This window comes from Sphaerochaeta globosa str. Buddy (assembly GCF_000190435.1).
GTDB classification, from domain to species: Bacteria; Spirochaetota; Spirochaetia; order Sphaerochaetales; family Sphaerochaetaceae; genus Sphaerochaeta; species Sphaerochaeta globosa.
Genome location: NC_015152.1, coordinates 1032791 through 1055897, shown reverse-complemented (window position 1 = coordinate 1055897; position 23107 = coordinate 1032791). Strand labels below are relative to the sequence as shown.

Here is a 23107-nt window from a genome sequence, read left to right as displayed (position 1 = left end):
TGGAGGCTGCACATGTGCGTAGCCAAAGATGCATAGCAACGAGGAATTAGGGTATGAAAAAGATAGTACTGGTATTACTAGCAGTTACATTGCTTGGTTTGGCTGTCGGGTGTAAGGATGGTTCATCATTCACGGTTGAGGAGCTAGAAGGCACTTGGAATTTCCCCGACCAAGGAGGATATACGGCAATTACGGCCTTCATTCTCACCGATGCCACCGGTGCTGATATCGGATGGGAAGATGGTACGTATTCGTACTGGTGCTGGGGTGACGGAACCTATCAGGATGGGGTGTTAACTGGAACCTATGATTATAATGCAGATGATTCTTCCATAGATAATAATGACACTTCAGGTTTAGATTTAACAATCACCATTTCATTCACTTTGGACAACAACAAATTGAGTATGACTTGCATAGGAACTGGACCTTTGAACGGCAAAACCTTCACTCAGGGAGTATTCCAACCAATTTGACGAATGCGTCTACCGGAATTACATCTCAACCCAGTCGTATAATAAAGTCCCCTCATTGGCAATGCAAAACAATTGCGTTGCTATGAGGGGACCTAATTTAGTATCTAGCTCTTATAGCAGATCTTTCTTTATTGCCTCATACTCTTCCTTGGTCAACTCGCCTTTGGCATAGCGCTGACCGATAATGGTGAGAGCCTCAGAAGAATTATCCTTCTTCTTGCCCTTGGAAGTTCTGACAATGGCGATAATGGAAAGGACTAGAGCAGCAACCAGGGCAAGCGAGGCTAAGCCCATTACCCATGGCATACCGCCTGACCAACCATACCCAAAACAAGGACCTGCTAATCTTCCGGTATTCCAAAACATAGTGTGAAACATTCTCTATCCTCCTACTCAAATTCTTTAAGCATTACCAAATATTGTTCTCTAGAAATCTCTCCCATGGCATAGCGTCTTTTTAAGATTTCCAACGTAGTCAGTTGTTTCACCGGCACAACAGAATTCCGGTTTTTCATGAAGTAGTACGCGGCAAAGAGAATAAGGACGGTAAAAATCAACATCATACATAAACTCCTACTACCTTTCTAGGGTATATACACAGTATGAGAAGAGAATGACAATAGGTCAATGGTAATGAATAGCAATTCAATAGGCTTTCACAAAACTCCACATATCTTCACATCCAAACAAGCTTTATCCAACAATCCTCGGCAACAGCGCTTGTAAAGCCAGAAGGTTATCATCTCCTGCTGCTCTGTTTGCCTTGATCATCCCGCAGGTTTGACAGCGATGGAGAATCATGAGTTCTCCATCAGCCTTCTGCCACAATGCAATTGGCTGCATCTCCCCTTTACACAAACATGCTCTGTCACCCGGTCTCATATCCACATGCCTGCTATGCAGGCAATGTGGACAATGATTGCGGTGCTTGGTACCCCATGCCAAGCCACTGACAGGCATACCGCAATGAACGCAGATAAAATCATCCGACTCAGTCATACTCATGTGATCCTCTTCGATAGTGATAGAGCAACTTCCCCAAGGCTTTGTCCTTCTGCTTGCGCCTTGCCATAATTTCCTCATAGCTTTGCGCTTCGCCCCGAAGTTCCAAGAAATTGAGGAACCGGTCTTGTTCGATCTCCCCTGCAAGCAGAGCTGCTTGCACTGCACACCCGGGTTCTCCTGTATGCGTGCAGTCGGAGAATTTGCACCCTTGAGCCAATGCATAGATGTCAGAGAAGGATTCTTCTACATCACCTGAGTTGCTGTTCATCCCCACAGCCCTTAGTCCTGGTGTGTCGATAAGAATGGTACCATTGGGGAGTAGATACAGCTGCCTGCTGGTGGTGGTATGCCGCCCTCGTCCATCCTGAGCCCTTACCTCACCAGTCTTGGCTACCATCGCGTTGCTCAGACAGTTGAGCAATGTTGACTTGCCAGCCCCACTCAGGCCGATCAACATGAGGGTTGTAGTGGGCTGAAGATAGGAAAGCAACTGTTGGATGCCAACAGCAGAAAGAGAATCGACAAGGAATACTGGAAGGTCGGGAAACCTGCTAAGCACTCGCGCTCGATAGCTCTCTGGTTCTTCTAGAAGATCAATCTTGGTGAGTATCAGCAGTGGCTGGATTGCTTCAGCATGCAAGAGCGATACAAACCGTTCGATGCGACGCAGATTGAAGTCGTGTACTGCATCCATCACGATAGCACCAAATTCGACATTGGCTACAACAGCCAAAGCTTCCCCTTCTATGCCGTATTGTTCATGCACTACGGGTTTATGAAAGGTAGTCCCTCTTGGAAGCACGGCTTCAATAAGACCACGGTCTGAAGCATATGGCTGTACGGCACACCAATCACCTACTACCGGGGATGGTTGTATACCAAGGTCCTGCATGTTCTGAAAGGTGCCTGAACGTTCGAGAAGCAGTTGCTGCTGCCCATCAGTTCCCCAAAACAAACCACGCCCTTCCCTGTTGATGCGTAGAGGGATGTAGCCTTGGTTTTGATATGGCAAGAAAGCATTTGAGAGATATTCATTCCATCCATAGATGAAAAGAGAAGTTAAAGATTCAAAATTTGTATTCATGGTTATCCGTCCGGCTAAGATATGCAAAACAGCCTACCGCTGTTTGGTAGGATTGCCCCGGAACGGGTGTTGATGGTTCTTTCAGAAAGATTCTTTTCTAGAAGGCTTACACAACACCGTTTACCGGGGTTGCATCACCGAATCCAGATTTGAGTGTAACATCCAAACTCCATGTACGTAATTGACTATGCGCTACTGTAAATCCAATTCCTCAGTTTCGTCAAGCATTCGTCCTATAAGCCAAATGAGTTAACGAGAGAAAACACCTCTAGTCGAAATGTATCTAATATCCACACTTATAATTTTTATGGATATTTTATCCTTGATTTTTCAAGCAACCCGTTCGATACTACAAACAAAAGGAAACGCATAGGAACTATCAATATCCTATGCAAGGAGGAACACATGAGAAAAGGTTTCGTAGTATTGCTCTGCTTATTCTGCCTGCTTCCAATGTTTGGTGCTGGAACCAAAGAGAGTGCCCCAAACGAGATGATTGAACTCAGGTTTTTGGGAATGGCTCAAGCAGCCTACTCTGAACAAAACGTCAATGACATGACTGCAGACTTCATGAAGGCAAACCCGAACGTCAAGGTGTATACGGAGTTTGTTCCGTATGAGGAACTCAGGAATAAGACTCTGCTCGCCTATGGCTCGAACAACTCCTACGATGCAGTACTGGTGGACGATATTTGGTTCACCGAATACGACAGCAAAGGAATGCTCACCGACATCACAGCGAATATTCCTCAGCTCTATCGTGACGGAGTACTTGCCGGCGGATGGAACTTTACTACCAAGAAAGGCAAAGTAGTAGGTCTTCCCTGGTTCTTGGATACCATGTATCTTTTTTATAACCCCACCATGCTGAAAGCTGCTGGGTATGCAAGCGCCCCGAAGAGCGTGGAAGAGATGGTTGAGATGGGTCGTGCTCTGAAGGCAAAGAACATAGTTGAATATCCCTTTGTATTCAGTCTCGCCCAAGCCGAAGCTTTGATTTGCGTGTATTCGAACTTCCTGGAAGCCTTTGGTGGTTCTTTCCAGGATGCTCAAGGTAATTACATTCTTGATACCAGTGGAGTTAAAGCACTTGAGTTCCTCGTTGCACTCAAGCAGGAAGGACTCTTGAATCCCAACTCCCTTGAGTACCTTGAAGAGGATGTACGTCGTGTATTCTCTACTGGTGATGCAGCCTTCACGCTCAACTGGGGCTATATGTATGCCTTGGCCAGTGATCCTGCTGAGAGCAAGCTGAAGAAGGAAGATGTAGCGATCATGGTCCTTCCCGGATCAAAGGGAGTTAAGGATTCTGCTGCAATGAGTGGTTCCATGGGACTCTCGGTGCTATCTAAATCCAAGAATCCCAAGGAAGCGTTGGCATACATTCTGTACCTCTCCAGTAAGGAAGTGCAGGACACCTACTCCAATCTGCAGCTTCCTGTGTGGTCTGCAAGTTATGATGATCCTGCTATCCAAGCTGGACGAACCGATTTGGTGGCAGCAGCAAAGAAAGCTTTCTCCATCATGAATGTCAGGCCAAGCGTTCCAAATTATCAGGAAGTTAGTGCAATCTTCCAGCAGCATATCCAGACTGCATTGTATGGAGAGAAAACACCCAAACAGGCTCTGAGTGATGCTGTACAAATGGTAAAAGGACTCAAGTAATGGCTATCCGGGGAACACGATGGTATTCCCTGTTGCTCGCTCCCATGATTCTTGTCATGGGAGCAGTTATCGGGTGGCCGCTCATACAAACCTTTATACTCAGCTTTACTGATTCCCAGCTGATGGATGTCACAAAACCTATGTTTGTAGGATTTGAGAATTTCATCACCGGCATTAAAACCCAGGGGTTTCTTGATGCATTGAAAGTGTCCGCTCTCTTTGCTTTGGTGGTGGTCTCATCCGAAATGGTTTTAGGAACCAGTGTGGCGCTTTTGCTGAACGAACCCTTTCGAGGAAGGAATCTCGTGCGGGCTCTCTTAATCCTTCCTTGGGCAGTACCCACCACGGTGAATGCCATTATGTGGCGGCTTATCTACAATCCCGAGTATGGGGCCTTGAACTCCCTGTTGTTTCAATTTGGTTTCATCGAGAAATATGTCAGCTGGCTGGGAAGTGCAGACAAGGCATTAGGCTCAGTCATGTTCGCCGATGTCTGGAAAAACTTTTCCTTGGTTGCCATGATCGCACTTGCCTCGCTTCAATCCCTCTCAGACAGCCAAATTGAAGCGGCCAAAATTGATGGAGCGAATGCATGGCAGCGTTTTCGCTACATTACTCTCCCCCATTTGATTCCCTCCCTTCAAGTTGCTTTGGTACTGAGAATCATCGAGGCTGTGAAGGTCTTCGATATTATTTATGTCATGACCAAGGGAGGACCTGCAAACAAGACCCGATCGGGAAGCATATTCGTCTACCAGGAAGCGTTTACGAACTCCCGTATGGGTTCAGGCGCTGCGTATGCAATCATCATGGTCTGTTTGATCATGATTCTCATTGCCTTCTATTTGCGTAACATATCGAGGAAGGAGCGATAATATGCTGAAGCGAAAACCTCTTTATACAACACTCCTCTACCTCGCAGTCATCTGTTTGGTTATATACCTGCTTGCGCCCTTTATTTGGTTGATCATCATGTCCTTCAGTAGTGCAAATGACCTGACCCAAAAGCCCTTGCGGTGGATTCCTTCCAAGGTGGATATTTCCAGTTACAAGGACCTCTTGACGATGGGCATCAACAGCAGAGGAGAGCTTTTTGTGAACGCTTTGCGCAACAGCCTCACCACAGCTTTCGTTGCTGTATTCATTTCCTTGTTGGTAACAGTCCCGGCTTCATGGGTGCTGTCCCGCTATCCGGGAAAGAAAAGTATTGTGCTCACGGTAGCCATATTCACATTCATGCTGCCACCGGTGGCATATGCACTTCCGTTGTATCGTATGCTGACTCGCATGAGTTGGTTGGACAACTCCCTATCCCTTGCGCTTGTATACTGCACCATCGTCCTTCCTTTCTGCGTGTGGCTGATCAAGGAGAATATCGACTCCATACCGTATGAATTGGAGGAGTCTGCGATCATAGACGGGGCGGGAGTAGTCAAACGAATCATGTTGATCGTCATGCCTCTGTTGCTGCCTGCCTTAGGTACGGTAGGTCTACTTGCCTTGATTATGGCGTGGGATGAGTACTTCTATGCACTGCTCTTTACCAGCAGCAAGGAAGCTATCACCCTGCCGGTGGTCATCGCAAACCTTGCTTCAGGTAGGCAATCGAACTACAACCTGGTTGCTGCCGGTGGCGTTATTGCGTCCACTCCTCCTGTTCTTATTGGAATTCTCTTCCAACGTGCCTTAATCAGAGGCTTGGTACAAGGTGGAGTGAAAGAATGAGTGTCTATGTCGGTTTGGATATCGGAGGAACCTCGGTCAAAGTACTTGGCCTGAATGAGGAGGCCCAAATTTGTTTTGAGTCCTCCTTTGCTACAAATTCAGAACGAGGGATCGAAGCTTTTGTAAAAACGTGTGACGATACCATCACAAAACATATCAAAGCATGCAATGCCAATTTGGCTGGTATCGGTATCGGTTGTACCGGTCCCGTAGATTATCGCAGCGGGGTGATTGAGAACCCGTATACGTTACCCGGCTTGGAAGGACATAGTATCAGCGACCTATTGAACAAAGCTTGCAAGGTTCCTGTACTGGTCGACAACGATGCGAATACAGCACATATCGGGGAAGTATTCCAGCACGCTCCTGCACCGGAGAATACGCTTATGATCACCTTTGGGACAGGAGTAGGTGTCTCGGTCCGGATGGAAGGCGAACTATTCAGAATTCCTGGGGGCATCCACCCAGAAATCGGGCATATTACCACCAGCGTTTTTGCCCAAGATTATTGTTATTGTGGCCGAAACAACTGCATGGAGCACATCCTATCCGGCACTGGCATCAATAAACATGCCCTCCTGCAATATGGTTGTACTGCCGAAGAGCTTATGCAAACCAAAGATAGTTTGTTTGCTGATGCATTGGAAACCGCTCTTTGTGACGCAGTCAGCACATTGGCGACGCTTTTCCATCCTACGTGTGTCTATATCGGGGGTGGTATGCAGCGGTTTTTTGAGTCCTATGTACTACAAGCAGTCCAAGAAAGACTCGATGCTTTTCTTCCGGTCTATGGAAGAACCAAGCTCGAACCTTGTATCGCCGGCTCACGGGCAGGCAGTCTTGGTGCTGCATTGATGGCTTATAGAAATGAAGGGAGATGAACATGCGTGCGATGATTGAAAAGTATGCCTGCTTGCTGCAGGACAACAGTGGGGTGCAGGCCATTCTTGCTGAAATGGATAGGCAAGTCGGTGATGCAGTGGAAAGCCTTGATTCAGCCAAGGAAGGTATCAGAGAATTAGCAAAGGCCATTAAGGCCAGTAATGCTTTGTTGTTGTTGGGCATGGGAGCCTCTCATTATGCTAACGAGCTTTTTGCTTTGCAACTGAGAAAGCTTGGTGTTCAAGCGCTTGCAATAAGCGCTTCTGAATACTTGTATGATCCACTTCCCTTCGGAAAGGCTCCCATCCTTCTGACCAGTCAATCGGGAGAGTCAGTCGAAACGGTGAGATGTCTCTCCCTTCTTGAGGGAAATCAACTGTTCAGCATAACTCTTAATGCAAATAGTACCATCGGCAGAAAAACCAATGCCTTGGTTGCTGCAGGCGGGGAGGAAAAAGCGTTTGCAGGAACACGGAGTGTTACATTAACAATTGCTATTATGGCAAGCGCCTGTTCCGCTCTAGGGCTGGGTAGCAAGAAAGATGTCCTGAGAGCCCTCCAGAATAGACCTGAGACGATAGAGTCCCTCGAGAAGGCATTGGGCTTGATTATCCAGGCAGGAAATGTGGTGGCAACAGGAAGAAGTCTCTTCAGTCCACTTGCTCACTTGTTCGCACTTGGCTGTGAGGAACTGAGCCGCAAAGCGGTACTTTGTCTTGAATCAGGACAGTTGCGTCACGGCCCTACAGAAATTTTAAGCTCCGATACTGCCTTGGTACTCTTCCGTCAGGACGGTCCGTTGGGTCAATTATCTAGTAGTTTTGAGGAATTAGCGAAAAGAGCAGGTTTCTCAATCGTGGTATTTGATGCATCTTCCTACAAAGCGCTGGAGAGATCGGTTACAGTGAGATTTCCCAGTGGGGATGACATTCTTGCTGCTTTAGGGATGATGAGTGCCTTTCAGGCTCTCATGATAACCTTTGCATGCTCGAAAAACCCCTATACAGGCATCCCCCGTTATGGTAGTAAGGTAACAACGACTGAATAACCAATACGAATAAACACTACATATTCACAGCAAGGTGTGCGAATGTTAATTACTGACATCATTGAAAGCCAAAGCAACCAGTTTAGTGCTACCGAAAGGAAGCTCATTGCCTATATCCACAACAATCCCAATATCATCTTCAAGACCATTACTGAAGTGATTGAGGAGAGCAAGGTAGGATATGGTTCCATTATTCGATTTTGCAAGAAGATTGGTTGCGAAGGCTTTCAGGATTTCAAAATCCGCCTGGCAACAGAGAATCCAAATGGACAACAAAAATCCGACCTGGAAGAGAATTCTCTTCTAGGTAGTTATAGGAAACTTGTTTTCAAACAGTTGAATGTGACCATGCGCAATATTGATGATCAGACCATCATCGATATTGCTGATGCCATCATACAAGCGAGAAAGATTGTATTGTTGGGCTTTGGAGGCTCCTTTCCTATGGCTGAGGAGTTCGCCTACAGATTACTTAGAATGGGATTCGATAATACCAGCCTCGATGCAGATAATCATATGCAATCCTATCGGGTTTCTCTTCTTAACGAAGAGGATGTAGTCTTTGTATTCTCCTTTTCAGGAACCACAAATGAAATCCTGGATACGGTCAATGTTGCAAAGAAAGTAAAGGCTAAGGTGATTTCCTTCACCAACCATGTAAAATCACCATTGGTGAAGCTCTCTGATTTGTTTCTCATAACAGCTATCAGAATCCCAGCCTTGGAAGCGGAACTGGGTACACGCCTTCCCTTCTATTTCCTGATAGAGGTTCTGACAAATTACCTCTACGATACCTCTCAACAGGTCAGAAATTCGTTAAAAACCACCTACGATTCAGTTTCCAAGAAACAGATGTAGCTATCATCCTCTTGTTTTCTCATAGGCTGCAATGAACGATTCTACTGTATGAGAAGCTATAATGGACCCGATCAGTTCCAGGGGGAGATCTTCTACTTTCTTGAAGCGAATACAAGACTTTCCCATGGAGAGCTTCTTGCCTGCCTTCTCAAAGGCATTCATCAACGTCTGATACACATTCTGATCCATGTAGGCTGGCATGAGATAGAGAGAGTAATACTGCTTCTGTACTGCCAAGCCAATATAGCTTAATGGCTTTTTGTTGTAGGTGTTGGGATACAATTCCAAGGGTATCTCATAGCTAAGCATGCCCCAGTTGATGGTTTCTACAAAGCCTGAGGGGAGATGGGAGAGGATCGTTGAGCGCACAGGGTCGATCACTGAGCGTTGTTCAATTGTCAAGGAAGCTAGAAAGTCTTGGACGGTTGTGGCAGTGGTTGTCATGGGATGCTCCTTGCAATGAGTATACCAGATAGATAATCGGGTAGGCAGAGGCCTCACGGTCCCAACCTCCCACACCAACCGGCATACCGTTCGGTACCGGGCGGTTCAATCAAACGACATTACCAATTGACACATGAATATACGTCCATCAGCAACCTTGTCTCCTGCTCCTCTCCATACTGCCTACACAGGTAGTCATTGAAGACGAGCTCATAGTCACGCTCCATTCTCTTCTTGTGCCATTTTCTGAGGATGCCCTCGAAGTCCCGCAATCCGAAGTACTCTGTCAGCCTCTCGTTAGTAATCAGTCGACCCAACACGAGGCTCATTTTCCAGTAGCTACGTGATGACCATCCTGTTATCGTTTTGATTTGCCGTTCGGGTACTCCGGCTTTCCTGAGGTGTCTTTTCCGACTTTTGCCAGTCTTCCAAATCTTCCACAGGTATTGCCGTATCCTTCTTCTCAGCCAAGGGAGGAGTTCCTTCATCAGCCAAGATAGGATATTTCCCCGTGCATAGTAGGCAAGCCAACCCAACATGGTTTCATTTATTTCCGTGATTACCTGATGTATCGGCACTCCTCGGTTCCTCTTGGTTATCTCCTTGAGTTTCCCCTTGAGACTCTCGGTTTTCTTATCCCTTGGTCTGCACACCCCTCTTCCATTTTCCTTGCTTCCCAGGGTGATGAAGGTGAATCCTAGAAAACAGGACCCTTCAGCTTCTCTGGCTTCTGTCTTTTCGACATTCACCTTCAGCTTCAGCTTGCCTTCCAGATACTTCGTTGCGTTCTTCATCACACGCGCCGCCGCGTAGTCGGATTTGGTGAAAAGTTGGCAATCGTCGGCATAGCGGACGAATCTGAGCCCTCTTTTCTCCATTTCCTTGTCAAACGGCGTCAGGTATACATTTGCCAGCAGTGGGCTCAATGGGTTTCCCTGGCCAACACCTAGCTCGGTTTTCTCCAATTTTCCCCTATCCATCACTCCCGCCTTGAGGAATACGAAGATTAGCCTTCTGATGTCCTTGTCTTCCATGTCCTTGTCCACCAGACCCATGAGGATGTCATGGTCTACGGTATCGAAGAACTGGGAGAGATCGAGATCCACAACGTGGTTGTAGCCCTCGGACATGTAGAGCTGAGCGAGCCTCACCGCATCCTCTGCACTCCGGTTCGGCCTGTAGCCGAAGCTGAAGTCCGAGAATGTCGGCTCGAACACTGGTGTCAGCACCTGTACCATCGCTTGCTGGACTATCCTGTCCCTTACGGTTGGGATGCCCAGCAGTCTCTTCTTGCCGTTTGCCTTGGGTATTTCCACCCTTCTCACAGGACTCGGCTTGTACTTCCTCGTGATAATCTCGCTGACAATCCTTTCCTGGTTCTTCAGCAGGTACGCCAATGCATCTTCGGCCAGTATGCCGTCAACGCCTGGCGCCCCGTTGTTGGACCTGACCTTCTTGGCGGCCTTGGTCAGGTTGTCATCGGAAACGAGCTTCTCACAAAGCGTGGTGTTCGGCGCTGCCATGCCTTCTCTTGTCATAGTTTCCTTCCTCCCCTGTTGTACAAATACAGGTTCCGAGTCGGTCGCTTGGTTTATTTTCCCGCAATCTTCTCTTCCCCCCTTTGCAACGGGTTGGCGTTTTCGCTCTCAAGAGCGTTCAATCGTTCGGTCCTTCACGTCATTCCGATGCCGCTACTATGACCTCTGCTGACTTCTGCGGCCGAACAGCACATGTTGCTTTGACCCTCCATGTGCCTTGTCCCCATCGTCACCGATATTGCAGGCTAGAGGACAGGACGCAGACCTCCCCAGTTAATGGCAATAACTTTCATCCCATGCGGCCACTGGATTTACCTGTTGACTTCGCGGTTGGATTTCGTCACTTTTTCGCGGACTCATCCTGTCAACCGGCCTTGTATCCGGTTTCTGTTCGTTGGCTCGGGACTTTGCCGTCGGCTTCCTTCACACAAGCACTCACATGCTTGCACTTGCCTTGAGCTAGTGGTTCTACCCCTTGGTAGTACCGCACCCACAGTGGACTTTCACCACCTAGTATTGCCCATGCTGGGCAAACGAAAAAGTGACCCATCAACGATGGGCCACTTGTAAGGTAAAGTTGAAATGTTAGCTTAGAAAGAAACCTTTACAGAAGGAGTGAGTGACAGAGCCTTGGCTGCATATTCTGCATCAAGAGCATAGGTCACGCCACCCATGGTGTAATCACCACCAAAGCCGATGGTTGCAGCAGAATTGCTGAGGTCAGCAAGAGTCAGCTTTCCATATACGTTGGCATTCTCGATACCAGCATAGGAAACCTTAGCAATAAGGTTGCTGGTTCCATCAAAGAGCTGATACTCAGCATAAGCTGCGATGTCTTCGTAAGAAGCCTTGACACCAGCGAGCAAGTAGTTCTCTTCAAAACCGAGGAAGTAAGTGTCAATTGCAGATACACTCAAACCAAAGTCGAGGTCAACAAGGGCAGCTACGTCTACAGCAACAGACCCACCGATAGCACCGTCTGCATCAACAGGATTAGTGGTATTATCTGTCTTCGCAACAATAAAACCAGTTGTGGTGTCCAAAGAATAGGAGTTTGCAGCCGCAACTTTTCTGAACTTATTCTCTGCATAGTTGGTGTAAGCAACAGCAGCGGAAATCCCATCAACAGGAGTGGATTTTGCACTAATCTGGAAGGGCTTGTTGGTCTTGTCGGTCGGATCAACAGAAACGCTAGCAGTCAGCATGGAACCATAACCAACCTGAACTTCAGTGGAATAGGCGCCCTTCTGACGTACTCTGTAACCATTGTCACCAACAGAAGCGTTGGGATCGGTATATACATGGAGACCACTTACAGTACTCTTGTTACCAAGAGAAACGGTAAGGGTAAGATCGCCCATGTCAACACCCTGTTCGGCAAGTGCCTTGTCCAGATAGATGCTCACAGTGCCCTTGATAGCATTATCGGTATCGAATGCAAGAGTACCACCGGCAACTGCAACCTTCCAGAAATCACCAGTAACAGAAAGGGCGTCGATGTTAATCTCAGGTGTGTTTGCTGCTACGAATTTAACCGGATCAAAGGTTAAAGTGTAACCAGCTTTAATAGAACCTGTGAATTCAACTGGGAATGCAACTAAGGTAGCTGCAACCATGAGAACCAGCGCCAGAGTCAATACAAACTTTTTCTTCATGACGTAAATCTCCATTTTTTTGCGTGAGAGTTTATTTGTAACATCAGTATGCTGATGCACTTTGTGAGTAGAATGGACAAGCCTTGTAGGAATGATGGATTAGTGTGATGGTAGTGAGTGTTTATTTGAGTACATGTGTGGTTTTTAGGTAAATGTGTGTGGTTTGTGTGCACAAACCCACTTTGTGTGATTGGCGAGAAGGTTACAAAGACAATATCTTTTACTTTGTCAATAACATTGCCGTACATAACCGATTTTAGTATCATATAAGTATGATATACCTTTTTGCTTCAGACATTCATGGAAGTGCATATGCAATGCATAAGCTTCTAGAAGTCTATCGATCATCCAAAGCCACCAAGCTTATACTGCTTGGGGACTTGCTCTATCATGGCCCCCGAAATGACCTTCCCTGTGAGTATAACCCAAAAGAAACGAGTAGGCTACAAAATAGTGTTAAAGAATCGTTAATTTGTGTGAGAGGAAATTGTGAAGCTGAAGTGGATCAAATGGTCCTGGAATTTCCCGTACTTTCAGACAGTGCAATCATGTACTTACAGCAGTTGGATGGGCGTATGATCTACCTTCACCATGGCCACAAACCGCTTCCACCACTCTCTTCAGGGACTATTGTAATAAGTGGGCATACTCATATTCCGGTAGCAGAAGAGAAGGATGGATTGGTATACATAAACCCTGGCTCGGTAGCCATACCAAAAGGCGGCTATCCCGCCTCCTACTGCTTACTAGTAGACAAAACCTTCACAATCTACGACTTTTCAGGTACAGCCCTTATGAGCCTCACCATTTGAGATTTACAATAACCGTATTCTCTCGTTGTTCAATAGTCGCAGAACCAGTATGCAGGCGCATCACCTGCTTGACGATTGGAAGGCCCAATCCGCTTCCCGCAGTACCACGGCTGCTGTCTCCCTTGGTCCAGGGTTCGAAGAAATCGATACCCTCGGCCAAGTGACCCGTATTGGTGAACGTCATACTGTTTTCCCCGATCGCCCACCCTACCGACTCATCGCTTGCCTGCAGGGCATTCAGCAAAAGCGCCTTACACGCATAGGTAAGTAGTCTCTGGTCAGCTATCAGAAGAGCATCATTGGCATCCAGGAATATCCGATCTTTCTGTTCCTCAGAAAAGGTGCCCAGCACCTGTTGGATGAACGAGGAAACATCGAGCTCCCTTTGTGTGGCTTTTGTGTCGGGACTTTGGAGATTTGCATACAGCGAAACTAAAGCTATCCGCTCAGAGAGTGTTTCATTCTCCCTCTTGATTTTGGAAAGCGTCTGCTCATTGGCCGGAAACACTCCATCGGCAATACCATCGAGCAACAACTTCATACTGGCAACCGGAGTATTGAGGTCATGACTGATGCTTCTCAGCCAGGCCTGCCTGCTCACCTTGTTGAGTAGCAAGTTCTCATCCAACTGCTCGATTGAATCATTAATAACCTTCTGTTCATCAATATTGGTTCGTGGAAGCTGGACTCCGTTCTCCCCATTGGAAAGCAACTGAAGAGCTTTCTGGATTCCACTGGTATACCGCTGGCTGCGCCTGGAAACAGAAGCTGCCATCAACAGGGCAATAAGGAAAGCAAACGGCATGGCCCAAAGGAAGGGATAGAGCAAACCCTTGAACATCCGACCGGTATTCTTATAGGTAAAGGGAGTATAGGTCAGCACATCGACTGATCCCAATACCTCATTGTTGTACATAATCACCAAGCTTCCAGCGATATCGTTGGCTTTCACCTGAGGAGGCAACAGAATAGTCTGCTTCTGGCGCTCGGACTGCTTGTTTACCAACAGTGAAGTAACCGAGCCGGACTGAAGAATCTTCACCACATACACATCACTATGCATAACAGAGGAAGTAAAGCCTTGCTCTCCGATCTCCTCCTGGGCAAGAGGCATATCATGATGCATCGGAGGTCTCTCCGGCTCGACATCCCGCTCCCTGGGGATGGGCAGTGAATTGCCAGCGCTGGTATTGCCATAGGCGACGGCTACCGTCCCATCGGGATTACGAATGTACAGGCCGCTGACCCGGTCATCGGCAGAAGCAAGTAAAACCTGTTCAATGGCAATGAACGAGGACGGACGGCTGGAAAGCCCAACCTTCAGATTGGCAGTAAACGTATTCAGGTACTCCTGGAACACCGACTCAGTCCAAGAAGCACGTTGGTTTTGCAGGCTGAACAGCACGACAAAACCCTGTATGCCCAGCACAACGGCTACCACCAATACAAAACTTAGAAATAGTCGGACAAACTGCTTTCTCATACCTTATGTTCTTTCTTTCTCATGGCCGATGAAGCGGTAGCCATAGCCGCGAACCGTCTCGATCCAAGGCCCGTCACCGAGCTTTGATCTGATGTTCTTGATATGGGTGTCTACCACCCGCTCATACGATTCAACCGAATAGTCGAAACACTCTTCCAGAATCTGGGATCGTGAAACCAAGTGATGGGAATTCTGGACCAAATACTCAAGAATTCTCCACTCGGCAGCAGTAAGCACAATTTCTCCATCATCGACAACCAAACGATGGTCCTGCTCATCAAAACTCATCCAATGCTCCCCGACATACAATAGGCCATCGCTGATTTCATAACTGCCGTTACGGTAACGCCTGAGGACTGCCTGCACCCTGAGCACCAGCTCTTTTGGGGAGAACGGCTTGGAAATATAGTCATCGGCACCCAGTTCAAAGCCGAGGATGCGGTCGCTCTCTTCGGTTCGGGCGGTCATGAAAATTACCGGACAATCGGTCTTTTCCTTCAATTGCTTCACAAAAGCAAACCCATCACCATCGGGCAGCATCACATCCTGAATCAATAAGGATGGTGTCTGGGTGGCGAACGCCTCCCTGGCACTCTTCAAATTGGCAAACCCCCGTACTGCATACCCTGAGAGTTCAAGGTACTGACGCACCCCCTCGCGGATAACTTCATGGTCTTCTACTATATAAATCAGCTCAGTGTTCTCTTGTTTCTTGTCTGTCATAGCTTAATCCTGGGCTTCACTGCCCGGCTTGCCGGATGTACTCTTACCGGCGAATCGGTATCCATATCCACGCACCGTCTCGATCCACTGCGAACCAAGAGGCCCCATTTTCGCCCGCATATTCTTCACATGGGTATCGACGATTCTGTCATAGGACTCGAAGCTATAGTCAAAACAGTGCTCCAGAATCTGGGACCGGGTAATGAGAATGCCACTGTTGCTTACCAAATAGCTCATAATCCTCCACTCAGCAGCAGTAAGGGGAACCTGATGCCCATCGACATTGAACAGGTGGGAAACCTCATCGAGCTGCAAAACCGAATTGCCAAGTGTCCAGGTCGAACCGCTACGGAACGCCGAAACACTGACGTCAATCCTACGAAACAGGGCATGCACCCTGAGCACCAGTTCCTTCGAACTGAACGGCTTGCAGACATAGTCATCGGCACCCAGCTCGAACCCAAGAATCCTATCACTCTCAGCAACCCTGCCTGTCACAAAAATTACCGGAAACATGAACGACTGCTTCAACTTTTTCAAAAAGTTGAATCCATCGCCGTCAGGCAACTGTACATCCAACAGAAGCAAGTCAGGGCTCTGGCGGGAAATTGCCATCTGCACCCCGTGCAAATCCTCATAGGCCTGTACCTCATACCCTGATAATTCAAGGTACTGCTTAATCCCTTCCCGATCCTCTACACTGCCATCAACAACATAGATCACTTTCATAAATTACATCACCATACCTTCGTTCGCTTGACAAGCGTTTGTGATTAGTCAACACATTACTACACAGTATCTTCACAATACCTAATCATAATAAGCATAGTGTGAATCAACTGTCAAATTAAACCCATTTCACCCACATACTTCACGGACCACCCATGAGGGTGAAGAAATACTCCTTGCTACCCCATATTGAAAACCACTTCCGTCCACGCTACACTGCATCCCATGAAACGCTCTTTAGCCACGTTGCTCACCGACGCAATCATCCTTGGCCTGTGTATTGCTGCAATCCTGGCGATCAGCAGCAACACCCTTGGCGGCGGCAGTGGATACCTGCAGGTGCAAACCCACGACAGCACCTACCGGTACTCCCTGGCAACCGACCGGGAAATCCACGTCCAAGGCCCGCTTGGTGATACCCATATTCTCATCGAGGACGGCAAAGCCCACATCCATGACTCTGCATGCCCAACCAAGAGCTGCACCCAGCAGAGGCCCATTTTCAGCGAAAGAAGCTGGATCGCATGCCTACCCAACCAAGTCCTTTTGACCATCGTTGGTGAAACAGAAGGGGACAAGGAGGTGGACGATGTCACGAACTGAGCGAAAAATTGCCTTTGTAGCAGCGGTCACCCTGTTGCTCTCCACGTTGGAGTACCTCATACCCAAGCCTCTTCCCTTCCTCAGGCTTGGCCTTGCCAACCTGCCGCTTTTGATCATCCTCGACTCTTTCAGTCTCAAGGCATATTCCATCGTTCTACTACTCAAGGCAATCGGTCAGGGTATGGTTTCTGGAACACTGTTTTCCTACCTCTTCTTCATCTCACTTGCCGGAACCCTCTCAAGCGGCTTGGTCATGAAAGCATTGAAAGTATTGCTCAAGGGCAACGTGTCTTTGGTCGGATGCAGCCTTGCAGGAGCCTTCGTCAGCAATCTTGCCCAGCTGGAGGTGGCATCGCTGGTGGCCTACGGCCCTTCCATTTGGGTCGCTGCCCCGTTGATGCTCACCCTCGGCTTGGTGTCCAGCTTTGTATTGGGCTTGCTCTCCGAGCTGTATCTGCAAAAAGGCAGTCTGCCCAAGGCACTCTCTGATCAGCAGTTTGAACTTGCCATCCCCCTGACCGAGGAGGCAAAACACTACCTTTGGGTAACCGTCGCAAGCCTGCTCTGCGTAGCAGCTGTCATCACAACCGAAGGACTGGCTTTTCTTGCCTTGGTTACGGCTCTGATGTACGTGCTGCAACTACTCTCAGGCAGGAAACTACGGCTGCTACCGCCGGCGATGCTCCTTCTCTCCCTTGTTCTGCTCAGTCTCTTCGAACCCAATGGCAAAGTACTCTTTTCCCTTGGATCTGTCGCCTTCACCGAAGGTTCACTCATCCTTGCCCTGCAGAAAGCCCTGCGTCTGATGAGCCTGCTTGCAGCCAGCCAATGTCTGGTGGCAAGCAATCCAAAAATACGGGGAAAAGCTGGGGCAATTCTGTTGCTCACCCTCGCTTACTTTAGCATCCTCTCCACCTCGTTCCGCGATACCAAAGGGAATTTGACTGAGCGTGTGGACCAAGCTCTCATGCGTGCTGCAATGCGAGAAGAAACCATTACAGTACCCCGCAAGCAAAAAAGAGCAATCAACACATCCCTCTTTTCTTTGGGAACCGTTCTTGTGCTGGTAGTAGCATTAAGTAGCAAGTTCTTGTAGTAATATTACATCTACTATATTTTAAAAGAATTTTAGAATATTAATTAATCATTTTTATCATATTCATTACTTTTAAATGCATTCAATACAGATTGAGTGCATTTCTTTTTTCTTATTTAATCCTGTAATCTTTTAAATCCCCTTGACCTTAATAGATAATTTTTTATACATTTAAGTCATCAAACCACCTAGGAGTGCAACATGGCAGACACACAAATTGGAGAGCTTTTTGCAGGACAAGAAGAACTGCAAGCCCTCATCGAACGGGTAAAACGTGCACAAATCAAATTCTCAACCTATAGCCAAGAACAGGTTGACACCATATTCCGCGCTGCCGCCATTGCGGCTAACGACGAACGCATCAAACTCGCTGTCATGGCTGTCAAGGAGACAGGCATGGGTATAGTCGAGGACAAGGTCATCAAGAACCACTTCTCCGCCGAGTATATCTTCCACAAATACAAGGATGATAAGACGTGTGGTGTGATCGAGACCGATGCAGGGTTCGGTATCAAGAAGATTGCCGAACCAAAGGGAGTCATCTGCGGCATCATCCCTACTACAAACCCCACCAGTACGGCAATATTCAAGAGCCTCATCAGCTTGAAAACCCGCAATGCCATTATTTTCAGCCCCCACCCCCGTGCAAAGGAGTGCACCTGTGAGGCTGCAAGAATCATTCTTGAGGCCGCTGTGAAAGCTGGTGCACCCGAGGATATCATCGCTTGGATCGAAGAACCCTCCATGGAAAAGACCGATTACCTGATGCACAACCCCTTGGTGAACCTTATTCTTGCAACCGGTGGCCCTTCCATGGTCAAGAGTGCCTATTCCTCAGGAATTCCCGCCATCGGGGTGGGACCGGGCAACACCCCGGCTTTGGTGGACAAGAGTGCCGATATAAAAATGGCCGTCAGTTCCATTCTCATGTCCAAAACCTTTGACAACGGTGTGGTTTGTGCTTCCGAACAAGCAGTCATCTGCCATAAGGATATCTATGACGCAGTGAAAGAGGAATTTGTGAACCGGGGAGCCCGCTTTCTCTCTTCTGAAGAAGCCGACCTGCTTCGCAAGGTGATCATCGACCCCAAGCGCAAAACGGTCAATCCTGCAATTGTCGGGCAGAGTGCAACCAAGGTTGCCAGCATTGCCGGCTTTAAGGTTCCCGCTGCAACTAAAGTCCTTATCGGCGAGGTCGATTCCATCGAGGAAAACGAGCCTTTCGCCCACGAAAAGCTCAGCCCCGTCCTTGCCATGTACAAGTGTGACAACTTCGGTGATGGGACGAACAAGGCAGCCAAGCTGGTCGCCCTCGGAGGCTTTGGCCATACCAGTGTCCTCTATATCGATGAAACAGAGACAGAGAAAGTCGAAACCTACAGCAAGACGGTGAAAACCAGCAGAATTCTGGTGAATATGCCAGCAAGCCAAGGTGCCATCGGGGATATCTACAACTTCCGCCTCGAACCTTCTTTGACGTTGGGCTGCGGCAGTTGGGGCAACAACTCCATCAGTGAGAATGTGGGTCCCAAGCACCTGTTGAACATCAAGACTGAAGCTGCAAGGAGAGAGAATATGCTCTGGTTCAAACTACCTCCCAAAATCTATTTCAAATATGGTTCGCTTCCCATCGCTCTGGGAGAACTCAAGGGCAAGAAACGTGCTTTCATCATCACCGATTCTTTTCTTTTTACCAGCGGTATGGTAGAGAAAATCACCGACACGTTGGACAGCCTCGGCATTGAGACGGAGACCTTTCACCAAGTAAAGCCCGACCCCACCCTGGCAACGATTACCGAAGGCATGAAGCTCATCAACGCCTTCAAGCCCGATGTACTCATCGGTTTGGGTGGAGGTTCCCCCATGGATGCAGCGAAAATCATGTGGCTGCTCTATGAGCATCCCGAGGTCAAGTTCGAAGGCCTTGCCTTACGGTTCATGGACATCCAAAAGCGCATCTACGCCTTCCCCGACATGGGTAAGAAGGCAGAGCTGGTATGTATCCCCACCACCAGCGGCACCGGCAGTGAAGTCACCCCGTTTGCCATCATCACCGATGAGAAGACGGGAATGAAGTGGGCGATCGCCGACTATGCCCTCACCCCGAGCATGGCCATTGTGGACAGTGAACTGGCCATGGGCCAACCCAAGGGCTTGACGGCAAGCTGCGGCCTGGATGTTCTGACCCATGCTTTGGAAGCTCTGGCCTCAAGCATGTCCACCGATTACACCAACGGACTGAGCCTTGAAGCTGCCCGCATGATCTTCAAGTACTTGCCGCAGGCCTATCGCAACGGTGATGACAAGAAAGCCCGTGAGAAGGTACATAATGCCTCCACCATCGCCGGTATGGCATTTTCCAATGCATTTTTGGGTGTTTGCCACTCAATGGCCCACAAGCTGGGTGCACAGTTCCATGTACCGCATGGAATGGCCAATGCCTTGTTGCTTTGCAATGTCATCCGCTACAACGCCACCGACAATCCCACCAAGCAGGCAGCCTTCCCTCAGTACGAATACCCGTCTGCTGTGAGTAGGTACGCCAGGGCGGCCGATTACATTGCCATGGCAGTCAATGACCAGGAGAATACACCGTATATCCAGACCACAGTCAGTGATACGCAAGCGATGAGGGTACAAGCATTGGTTGCTGGAATTGAAAAGCTGAAGAAAGAGCTGGATATCCCCTCCTCCATCAAGGAATGGGGCATAAAGGAAGAGGAATTCCTAGCCGTGGTTGACGAGCTCGCCATGAAGGCGTTCGATGACCAATGTACGGGATCCAATCCCCGCTATCCGCTGATCAGCGAGATCAAGCAGCTGTACCTCGACTCCTTCTATGGAAGGGCGTATACAGAAGCGTAAAACAATGGAGAAGGGACTTCGAATACTCGAAGTCCCTTGTGCTCTTGCAAACGTATTCTGTCCATGGCCTACAATCTCTGCTAAAAGTAATACAAACTAGCTGTTTCCCAAAGTACTTGTGTATATTGGCCATAGTTCCATAGTCCTGAGATCTTGGATGTATGGGATTCCATAATTCCAAAATCTCGAGATTATGGAATTATGGAGCGCCAATATGGCTCTCCTACGCCTGGAAGATATCAAGATATCCCTTCCATACAAATACACGATTTCTTGAGTTTCCAATCTGGGTACTCAGCTCAAACGAACAAGCAAGCTTTGCTCAATGCATGCAAAGCGTCAGCTGGCTGTACAAGCCTGAACGCTTGTACTACTATGCTTGCATGTTTGAATGCAAACTCATTTGTACCGATATTGACGGTACCCTGCTCAATAGAGAGCACCAGATAACCGAGCGCACCAAGGAAGCACTCAAGCGTGCCCGCCGCCAAGGCATCATCATTGCCTTGGTCAGTGGACGCATCGGTTCCAGCCTCAGGATTCTGCAACAAGAAATTGGTATCCAAGGACCCCTTGGATGCTTCAACGGCTCCTTGGCCCTCGATGACGATGGCAATGAGCTGGAAGCTCATCCCATCCGTCTCGAACAAGCATTCGAGGTTCTGGATGCAGTGAAGCACACCGATTTGGAATCGTTTGTGTTTACCAATGAGAGCTGGTACACCAAAAAGCGAAGCGCTTGGTACGACATTGAAGTTGAAGCCTCACGTACTGAAGGTCGTGTAGTTCCTTTTGGTGAGTTGGCTTCATCGTTTTATCCTGGAGAAAGGCCATTCAAGGTGCTTTGCATGCACCATGATCCTTCCTACGTACAAGCGATGCAAGCAAAGTTGCAACAGAATTTCGGGACCTCGCTGAATATTCTCAACTCCTCTCCAAAATATATTGAGATTTTGGCCAGGGGAGTCGACAAAGGTCATGCTGTGCGATCATTATGCAATGCCTATAAAATCGATGCCGGTTCTGTGATGGCCGTCGGCGATTACTATAACGACATCGGAATGTTTCGTGCCAGTGGATACTCGGTAGCCATGGGCAATGCACCCTCTGACGTGAAAGAGCACGCCATAGCGGTCACTAAAAGCAACAGCGAGGATGGCCTTGCCCTCGCAATTGAGTCGATTCTATGAAAAGTCCCCTGTCCATCTACCGTGGACTCCCCCAGCCCATCTACGTACTCTTCTTCTCCACCGTCATCAACGCGGTGGGAATTTTTGTCTACCCCTTTCTCACCCTCTATCTCACCCGGCGCCTGGGTTACTCAGCCCTGGAGGCCGGCACCTATATGACCTTTGCCTCAATTCTCTATGTCCCCGGATTCATGATCGGCAGCAAGCTTGCCGACACCATCGGACGAAAACCGGTGCTTGTCATCTTTCAACTGCTCATGGACCTCTGCTTTTTGCTTGCGGGGTTCTTCGAAGGCCAACCCATCATCCCCTATCTGGTCCTGTTGGCTCTGTTCTTCGACGGTATGGTCGACCCGGCCAGGGAAGCAATGAAAACCGACATCACCACCATGGAGAACCGCCAAGTTTCCTTCAGCCTTATCTACCTCGGGCACAACATCGGTTTTGCCATCGGACCGGTGATCGCAGGTTATCTCTTCTACACCTATCCCGGTTGGATTTTCTTCGGGAATGCCATTGCAGGTGTGCTTGCAACCATATTGGTTATGTGCAAGATCAAGGAAAGCAAACCTTCCAAACAGACCATCGAGGAGAGCAAGCGTTGGAAAACCACTGAAAAGGGAGAAGAAGGGGGAATTCTGAAAGCTTTGCTTACCCGTCCACGACTGCTCTTCTTCGCGGTCTCGGCGACCTTCTTCAGCTATGCCTACAGCCAAACCCTTTTCGCACTTCCCCTGTTGACCACCAAGCTGTTCGACCAGCAAGGAGCGGTGCTCTATGGCAGGATGATGGCACTCAACGGCATAGTGGTCGTCATCGGCAACCCCATCATTGTCGCAAAGCTCAGACGCTTCCACCCCTTGGCAAACATCACCGCAAGCGGCCTCTTGTATGCCGTCGGCTTCTCCCTCTTCGCCTTCGCCGTCAGCCCCCTTGCCTTCCTTGCTTTGACAGTCATCTTCACCACCGGCGAGATCATCAACGCCACCAATGAACACTTCTATGTGGCGAACAACACCCCGATCAGCCACCGCTCCCGTTTCTCGGCAATCCTGCCGATCATCATGGGAACCGGACATGCCATGGCCCCGATTATCGGAGGCACCATCATAGAGGCACACTCAATGAATCTGCTGTGGATTTCCACCGGGCTTGCCGCCCTGGTAGGTTCGACCGGCATGTTCATTCTCTACCTGACAGAAAAAAAACCCCGAAACTGAACGCCT

23 protein-coding genes are annotated in these 23107 nt (G+C 48.5%); 13 read left to right on the top strand and 10 right to left on the bottom strand.

Annotation, left to right across the window (positions count from 1 at the left end):
- Positions 1–53: 53 nt before the first annotated feature.
- Positions 54–476: a hypothetical protein gene (locus SPIBUDDY_RS04955; protein ID WP_013606664.1), complete on the top strand. Its 423-nt coding sequence runs from the start codon at positions 54–56 to the stop codon at positions 474–476.
- Positions 477–587: 111 nt separating this feature from the next.
- Here SPIBUDDY_RS04955 and SPIBUDDY_RS04950 read toward each other — a convergent pair whose 3' ends face one another.
- The 4 genes from SPIBUDDY_RS04950 to rsgA form a co-directional block, all read right to left on the bottom strand.
- Entirely contained in the window at positions 588–854 is a 267-nt protein-coding gene (locus SPIBUDDY_RS04950) for an SHOCT domain-containing protein (protein ID WP_013606663.1), read from the bottom strand.
- 11 nt (positions 855–865) lie between these two features.
- Positions 866–1039 carry an SHOCT domain-containing protein gene (locus tag SPIBUDDY_RS16145; RefSeq protein ID WP_013606662.1) on the bottom strand — a complete coding sequence of 58 codons (174 nt, stop codon included), beginning with the start codon at positions 1037–1039 and terminating at the stop codon, positions 866–868.
- 130 nt (positions 1040–1169) lie between these two features.
- On the bottom strand, positions 1170–1481 hold the full coding sequence (locus tag SPIBUDDY_RS04945) for an RNHCP domain-containing protein (RefSeq protein ID WP_013606661.1): 312 nt from the start codon (positions 1479–1481) through the stop codon (positions 1170–1172).
- A complete protein-coding gene (rsgA, locus tag SPIBUDDY_RS04940) occupies positions 1468–2565 on the bottom strand; it encodes a ribosome small subunit-dependent GTPase A (RefSeq protein WP_013606660.1) in 1098 nt (365 codons plus the stop codon). Before rsgA ends, SPIBUDDY_RS04945 begins: the two co-directional genes overlap by 14 nt.
- Positions 2566–2970: 405 nt before the next feature.
- Here rsgA and SPIBUDDY_RS04935 point away from each other — a divergent pair, with 405 nt between their 5' ends.
- From SPIBUDDY_RS04935 to SPIBUDDY_RS04910, 6 genes are read left to right on the top strand one after another with little or no spacing between them, the layout of a single operon-like run.
- Positions 2971–4230 carry an extracellular solute-binding protein gene (locus tag SPIBUDDY_RS04935; RefSeq protein ID WP_013606659.1) on the top strand — a complete coding sequence of 420 codons (1260 nt, stop codon included), beginning with the start codon at positions 2971–2973 and terminating at the stop codon, positions 4228–4230.
- On the top strand, positions 4230–5105 hold the full coding sequence (locus SPIBUDDY_RS04930; protein ID WP_013606658.1) for a carbohydrate ABC transporter permease: 876 nt from the start codon (positions 4230–4232) through the stop codon (positions 5103–5105). The genes SPIBUDDY_RS04935 and SPIBUDDY_RS04930 overlap by 1 nt, the downstream gene beginning before the upstream one ends.
- A 1-nt stretch (position 5106) precedes the next feature.
- Entirely contained in the window at positions 5107–5955 is an 849-nt protein-coding gene (locus tag SPIBUDDY_RS04925) for a carbohydrate ABC transporter permease (RefSeq protein ID WP_013606657.1), read from the top strand.
- Positions 5952–6836 carry an ROK family protein gene (locus SPIBUDDY_RS04920; RefSeq protein ID WP_013606656.1) on the top strand — a complete coding sequence of 295 codons (885 nt, stop codon included), beginning with the start codon at positions 5952–5954 and terminating at the stop codon, positions 6834–6836. Before SPIBUDDY_RS04925 ends, SPIBUDDY_RS04920 begins: the two co-directional genes overlap by 4 nt.
- A 2-nt stretch (positions 6837–6838) precedes the next feature.
- Positions 6839–7885 carry an SIS domain-containing protein gene (locus SPIBUDDY_RS04915; RefSeq protein ID WP_013606655.1) on the top strand — a complete coding sequence of 349 codons (1047 nt, stop codon included), beginning with the start codon at positions 6839–6841 and terminating at the stop codon, positions 7883–7885.
- A 42-nt stretch (positions 7886–7927) separates the two neighbouring features.
- A complete protein-coding gene (locus SPIBUDDY_RS04910) occupies positions 7928–8743 on the top strand; it encodes a MurR/RpiR family transcriptional regulator (RefSeq protein WP_013606654.1) in 816 nt (271 codons plus the stop codon).
- 3 nt (positions 8744–8746) lie between these two features.
- Here the strand turns inward: SPIBUDDY_RS04910 and SPIBUDDY_RS04905 are convergent, their stop codons facing one another.
- The 3 genes from SPIBUDDY_RS04905 to SPIBUDDY_RS04895 form a co-directional block, all read right to left on the bottom strand.
- Positions 8747–9187, bottom strand: coding sequence for a DUF1801 domain-containing protein (locus tag SPIBUDDY_RS04905; RefSeq protein ID WP_013606653.1), 441 nt, complete (start codon positions 9185–9187; stop codon positions 8747–8749).
- Between the two features lie 119 nt (positions 9188–9306).
- On the bottom strand, positions 9307–10725 hold the full coding sequence (gene ltrA, locus SPIBUDDY_RS04900; RefSeq protein ID WP_013606652.1) for a group II intron reverse transcriptase/maturase: 1419 nt from the start codon (positions 10723–10725) through the stop codon (positions 9307–9309).
- Between the two features lie 590 nt (positions 10726–11315).
- A complete protein-coding gene (locus SPIBUDDY_RS04895) occupies positions 11316–12380 on the bottom strand; it encodes a hypothetical protein (RefSeq protein ID WP_013606651.1) in 1065 nt (354 codons plus the stop codon).
- A gap of 272 nt (positions 12381–12652) precedes the next feature.
- On the opposite strand from SPIBUDDY_RS04895, the gene yfcE reads away from it, so the two are divergent.
- The gene (gene yfcE, locus SPIBUDDY_RS04890; RefSeq protein ID WP_013606650.1) at positions 12653–13192 is read left to right on the top strand and encodes a phosphodiesterase; all 540 of its coding nucleotides are present in this window, start codon (positions 12653–12655) and stop codon (positions 13190–13192) included.
- Here the strand turns inward: yfcE and SPIBUDDY_RS04885 are convergent.
- The 3 genes from SPIBUDDY_RS04885 to SPIBUDDY_RS04875 are packed head-to-tail and all read right to left on the bottom strand — an operon-like array spanning position 13182 to position 16127.
- The gene (locus tag SPIBUDDY_RS04885) at positions 13182–14675 is read right to left on the bottom strand and encodes a sensor histidine kinase (protein WP_013606649.1); all 1494 of its coding nucleotides are present in this window, start codon (positions 14673–14675) and stop codon (positions 13182–13184) included. The genes yfcE and SPIBUDDY_RS04885 overlap by 11 nt on opposite strands.
- Positions 14676–14678: 3 nt before the next feature.
- Positions 14679–15398, bottom strand: a complete 720-nt coding sequence (locus SPIBUDDY_RS04880) for a response regulator transcription factor (RefSeq protein ID WP_013606648.1) — start codon at positions 15396–15398, stop codon at positions 14679–14681.
- 3 nt (positions 15399–15401) lie between these two features.
- Positions 15402–16127, bottom strand: a complete 726-nt coding sequence (locus tag SPIBUDDY_RS04875; RefSeq protein WP_013606647.1) for a response regulator transcription factor — start codon at positions 16125–16127, stop codon at positions 15402–15404.
- Positions 16128–16352: 225 nt separating this feature from the next.
- On the opposite strand from SPIBUDDY_RS04875, the gene SPIBUDDY_RS04870 reads away from it, so the two are divergent.
- The 5 genes from SPIBUDDY_RS04870 (at position 16353) to SPIBUDDY_RS04850 (ending at position 23101) form a co-directional block, all read left to right on the top strand.
- Positions 16353–16730 (top strand): NusG domain II-containing protein, encoded by a 378-nt coding sequence (locus SPIBUDDY_RS04870; RefSeq protein WP_013606646.1) that lies wholly within the window; start codon positions 16353–16355, stop codon positions 16728–16730.
- A complete protein-coding gene (locus tag SPIBUDDY_RS04865; protein WP_013606645.1) occupies positions 16717–17826 on the top strand; it encodes a Gx transporter family protein in 1110 nt (369 codons plus the stop codon). Before SPIBUDDY_RS04870 ends, SPIBUDDY_RS04865 begins: the two co-directional genes overlap by 14 nt.
- A gap of 201 nt (positions 17827–18027) precedes the next feature.
- On the top strand, positions 18028–20691 hold the full coding sequence (adhE, locus tag SPIBUDDY_RS04860; protein ID WP_013606644.1) for a bifunctional acetaldehyde-CoA/alcohol dehydrogenase: 2664 nt from the start codon (positions 18028–18030) through the stop codon (positions 20689–20691).
- 383 nt (positions 20692–21074) lie between these two features.
- Positions 21075–21881, top strand: a complete 807-nt coding sequence (locus tag SPIBUDDY_RS04855; RefSeq protein WP_041381088.1) for a Cof-type HAD-IIB family hydrolase — start codon at positions 21075–21077, stop codon at positions 21879–21881.
- Complete coding sequence (locus tag SPIBUDDY_RS04850) at positions 21878–23101, top strand: MFS transporter (RefSeq protein ID WP_013606642.1); 1224 nt, start codon at positions 21878–21880, stop codon at positions 23099–23101. The genes SPIBUDDY_RS04855 and SPIBUDDY_RS04850 overlap by 4 nt, the downstream gene beginning before the upstream one ends.
- Positions 23102–23107 lie beyond the last annotated feature (6 nt).

Coding starts and splice junctions, on each gene's coding strand:
- SPIBUDDY_RS04955 (WP_013606664.1), top strand. CDS start 54: ATGAAAAAGATAGTACTGGTATTACTAGCAGTTACATTGCTTGGTTTG.
- SPIBUDDY_RS04950 (WP_013606663.1), bottom strand. CDS start 854: ATGTTTCACACTATGTTTTGGAATACCGGAAGATTAGCAGGTCCTTGT.
- SPIBUDDY_RS16145 (WP_013606662.1), bottom strand. CDS start 1,039: ATGATGTTGATTTTTACCGTCCTTATTCTCTTTGCCGCGTACTACTTC.
- SPIBUDDY_RS04945 (WP_013606661.1), bottom strand. CDS start 1,481: ATGAGTATGACTGAGTCGGATGATTTTATCTGCGTTCATTGCGGTATG.
- rsgA (WP_013606660.1), bottom strand. CDS start 2,565: ATGAATACAAATTTTGAATCTTTAACTTCTCTTTTCATCTATGGATGG.
- SPIBUDDY_RS04935 (WP_013606659.1), top strand. CDS start 2,971: ATGAGAAAAGGTTTCGTAGTATTGCTCTGCTTATTCTGCCTGCTTCCA.
- SPIBUDDY_RS04930 (WP_013606658.1), top strand. CDS start 4,230: ATGGCTATCCGGGGAACACGATGGTATTCCCTGTTGCTCGCTCCCATG.
- SPIBUDDY_RS04925 (WP_013606657.1), top strand. CDS start 5,107: ATGCTGAAGCGAAAACCTCTTTATACAACACTCCTCTACCTCGCAGTC.
- SPIBUDDY_RS04920 (WP_013606656.1), top strand. CDS start 5,952: ATGAGTGTCTATGTCGGTTTGGATATCGGAGGAACCTCGGTCAAAGTA.
- SPIBUDDY_RS04915 (WP_013606655.1), top strand. CDS start 6,839: ATGCGTGCGATGATTGAAAAGTATGCCTGCTTGCTGCAGGACAACAGT.
- SPIBUDDY_RS04910 (WP_013606654.1), top strand. CDS start 7,928: ATGTTAATTACTGACATCATTGAAAGCCAAAGCAACCAGTTTAGTGCT.
- SPIBUDDY_RS04905 (WP_013606653.1), bottom strand. CDS start 9,187: ATGACAACCACTGCCACAACCGTCCAAGACTTTCTAGCTTCCTTGACA.
- ltrA (WP_013606652.1), bottom strand. CDS start 10,725: ATGACAAGAGAAGGCATGGCAGCGCCGAACACCACGCTTTGTGAGAAG.
- SPIBUDDY_RS04895 (WP_013606651.1), bottom strand. CDS start 12,380: ATGAAGAAAAAGTTTGTATTGACTCTGGCGCTGGTTCTCATGGTTGCA.
- yfcE (WP_013606650.1), top strand. CDS start 12,653: ATGATATACCTTTTTGCTTCAGACATTCATGGAAGTGCATATGCAATG.
- SPIBUDDY_RS04885 (WP_013606649.1), bottom strand. CDS start 14,675: ATGAGAAAGCAGTTTGTCCGACTATTTCTAAGTTTTGTATTGGTGGTA.
- SPIBUDDY_RS04880 (WP_013606648.1), bottom strand. CDS start 15,398: ATGACAGACAAGAAACAAGAGAACACTGAGCTGATTTATATAGTAGAA.
- SPIBUDDY_RS04875 (WP_013606647.1), bottom strand. CDS start 16,127: ATGAAAGTGATCTATGTTGTTGATGGCAGTGTAGAGGATCGGGAAGGG.
- SPIBUDDY_RS04870 (WP_013606646.1), top strand. CDS start 16,353: ATGAAACGCTCTTTAGCCACGTTGCTCACCGACGCAATCATCCTTGGC.
- SPIBUDDY_RS04865 (WP_013606645.1), top strand. CDS start 16,717: ATGTCACGAACTGAGCGAAAAATTGCCTTTGTAGCAGCGGTCACCCTG.
- adhE (WP_013606644.1), top strand. CDS start 18,028: ATGGCAGACACACAAATTGGAGAGCTTTTTGCAGGACAAGAAGAACTG.
- SPIBUDDY_RS04855 (WP_041381088.1), top strand. CDS start 21,075: ATGTTTGAATGCAAACTCATTTGTACCGATATTGACGGTACCCTGCTC.
- SPIBUDDY_RS04850 (WP_013606642.1), top strand. CDS start 21,878: ATGAAAAGTCCCCTGTCCATCTACCGTGGACTCCCCCAGCCCATCTAC.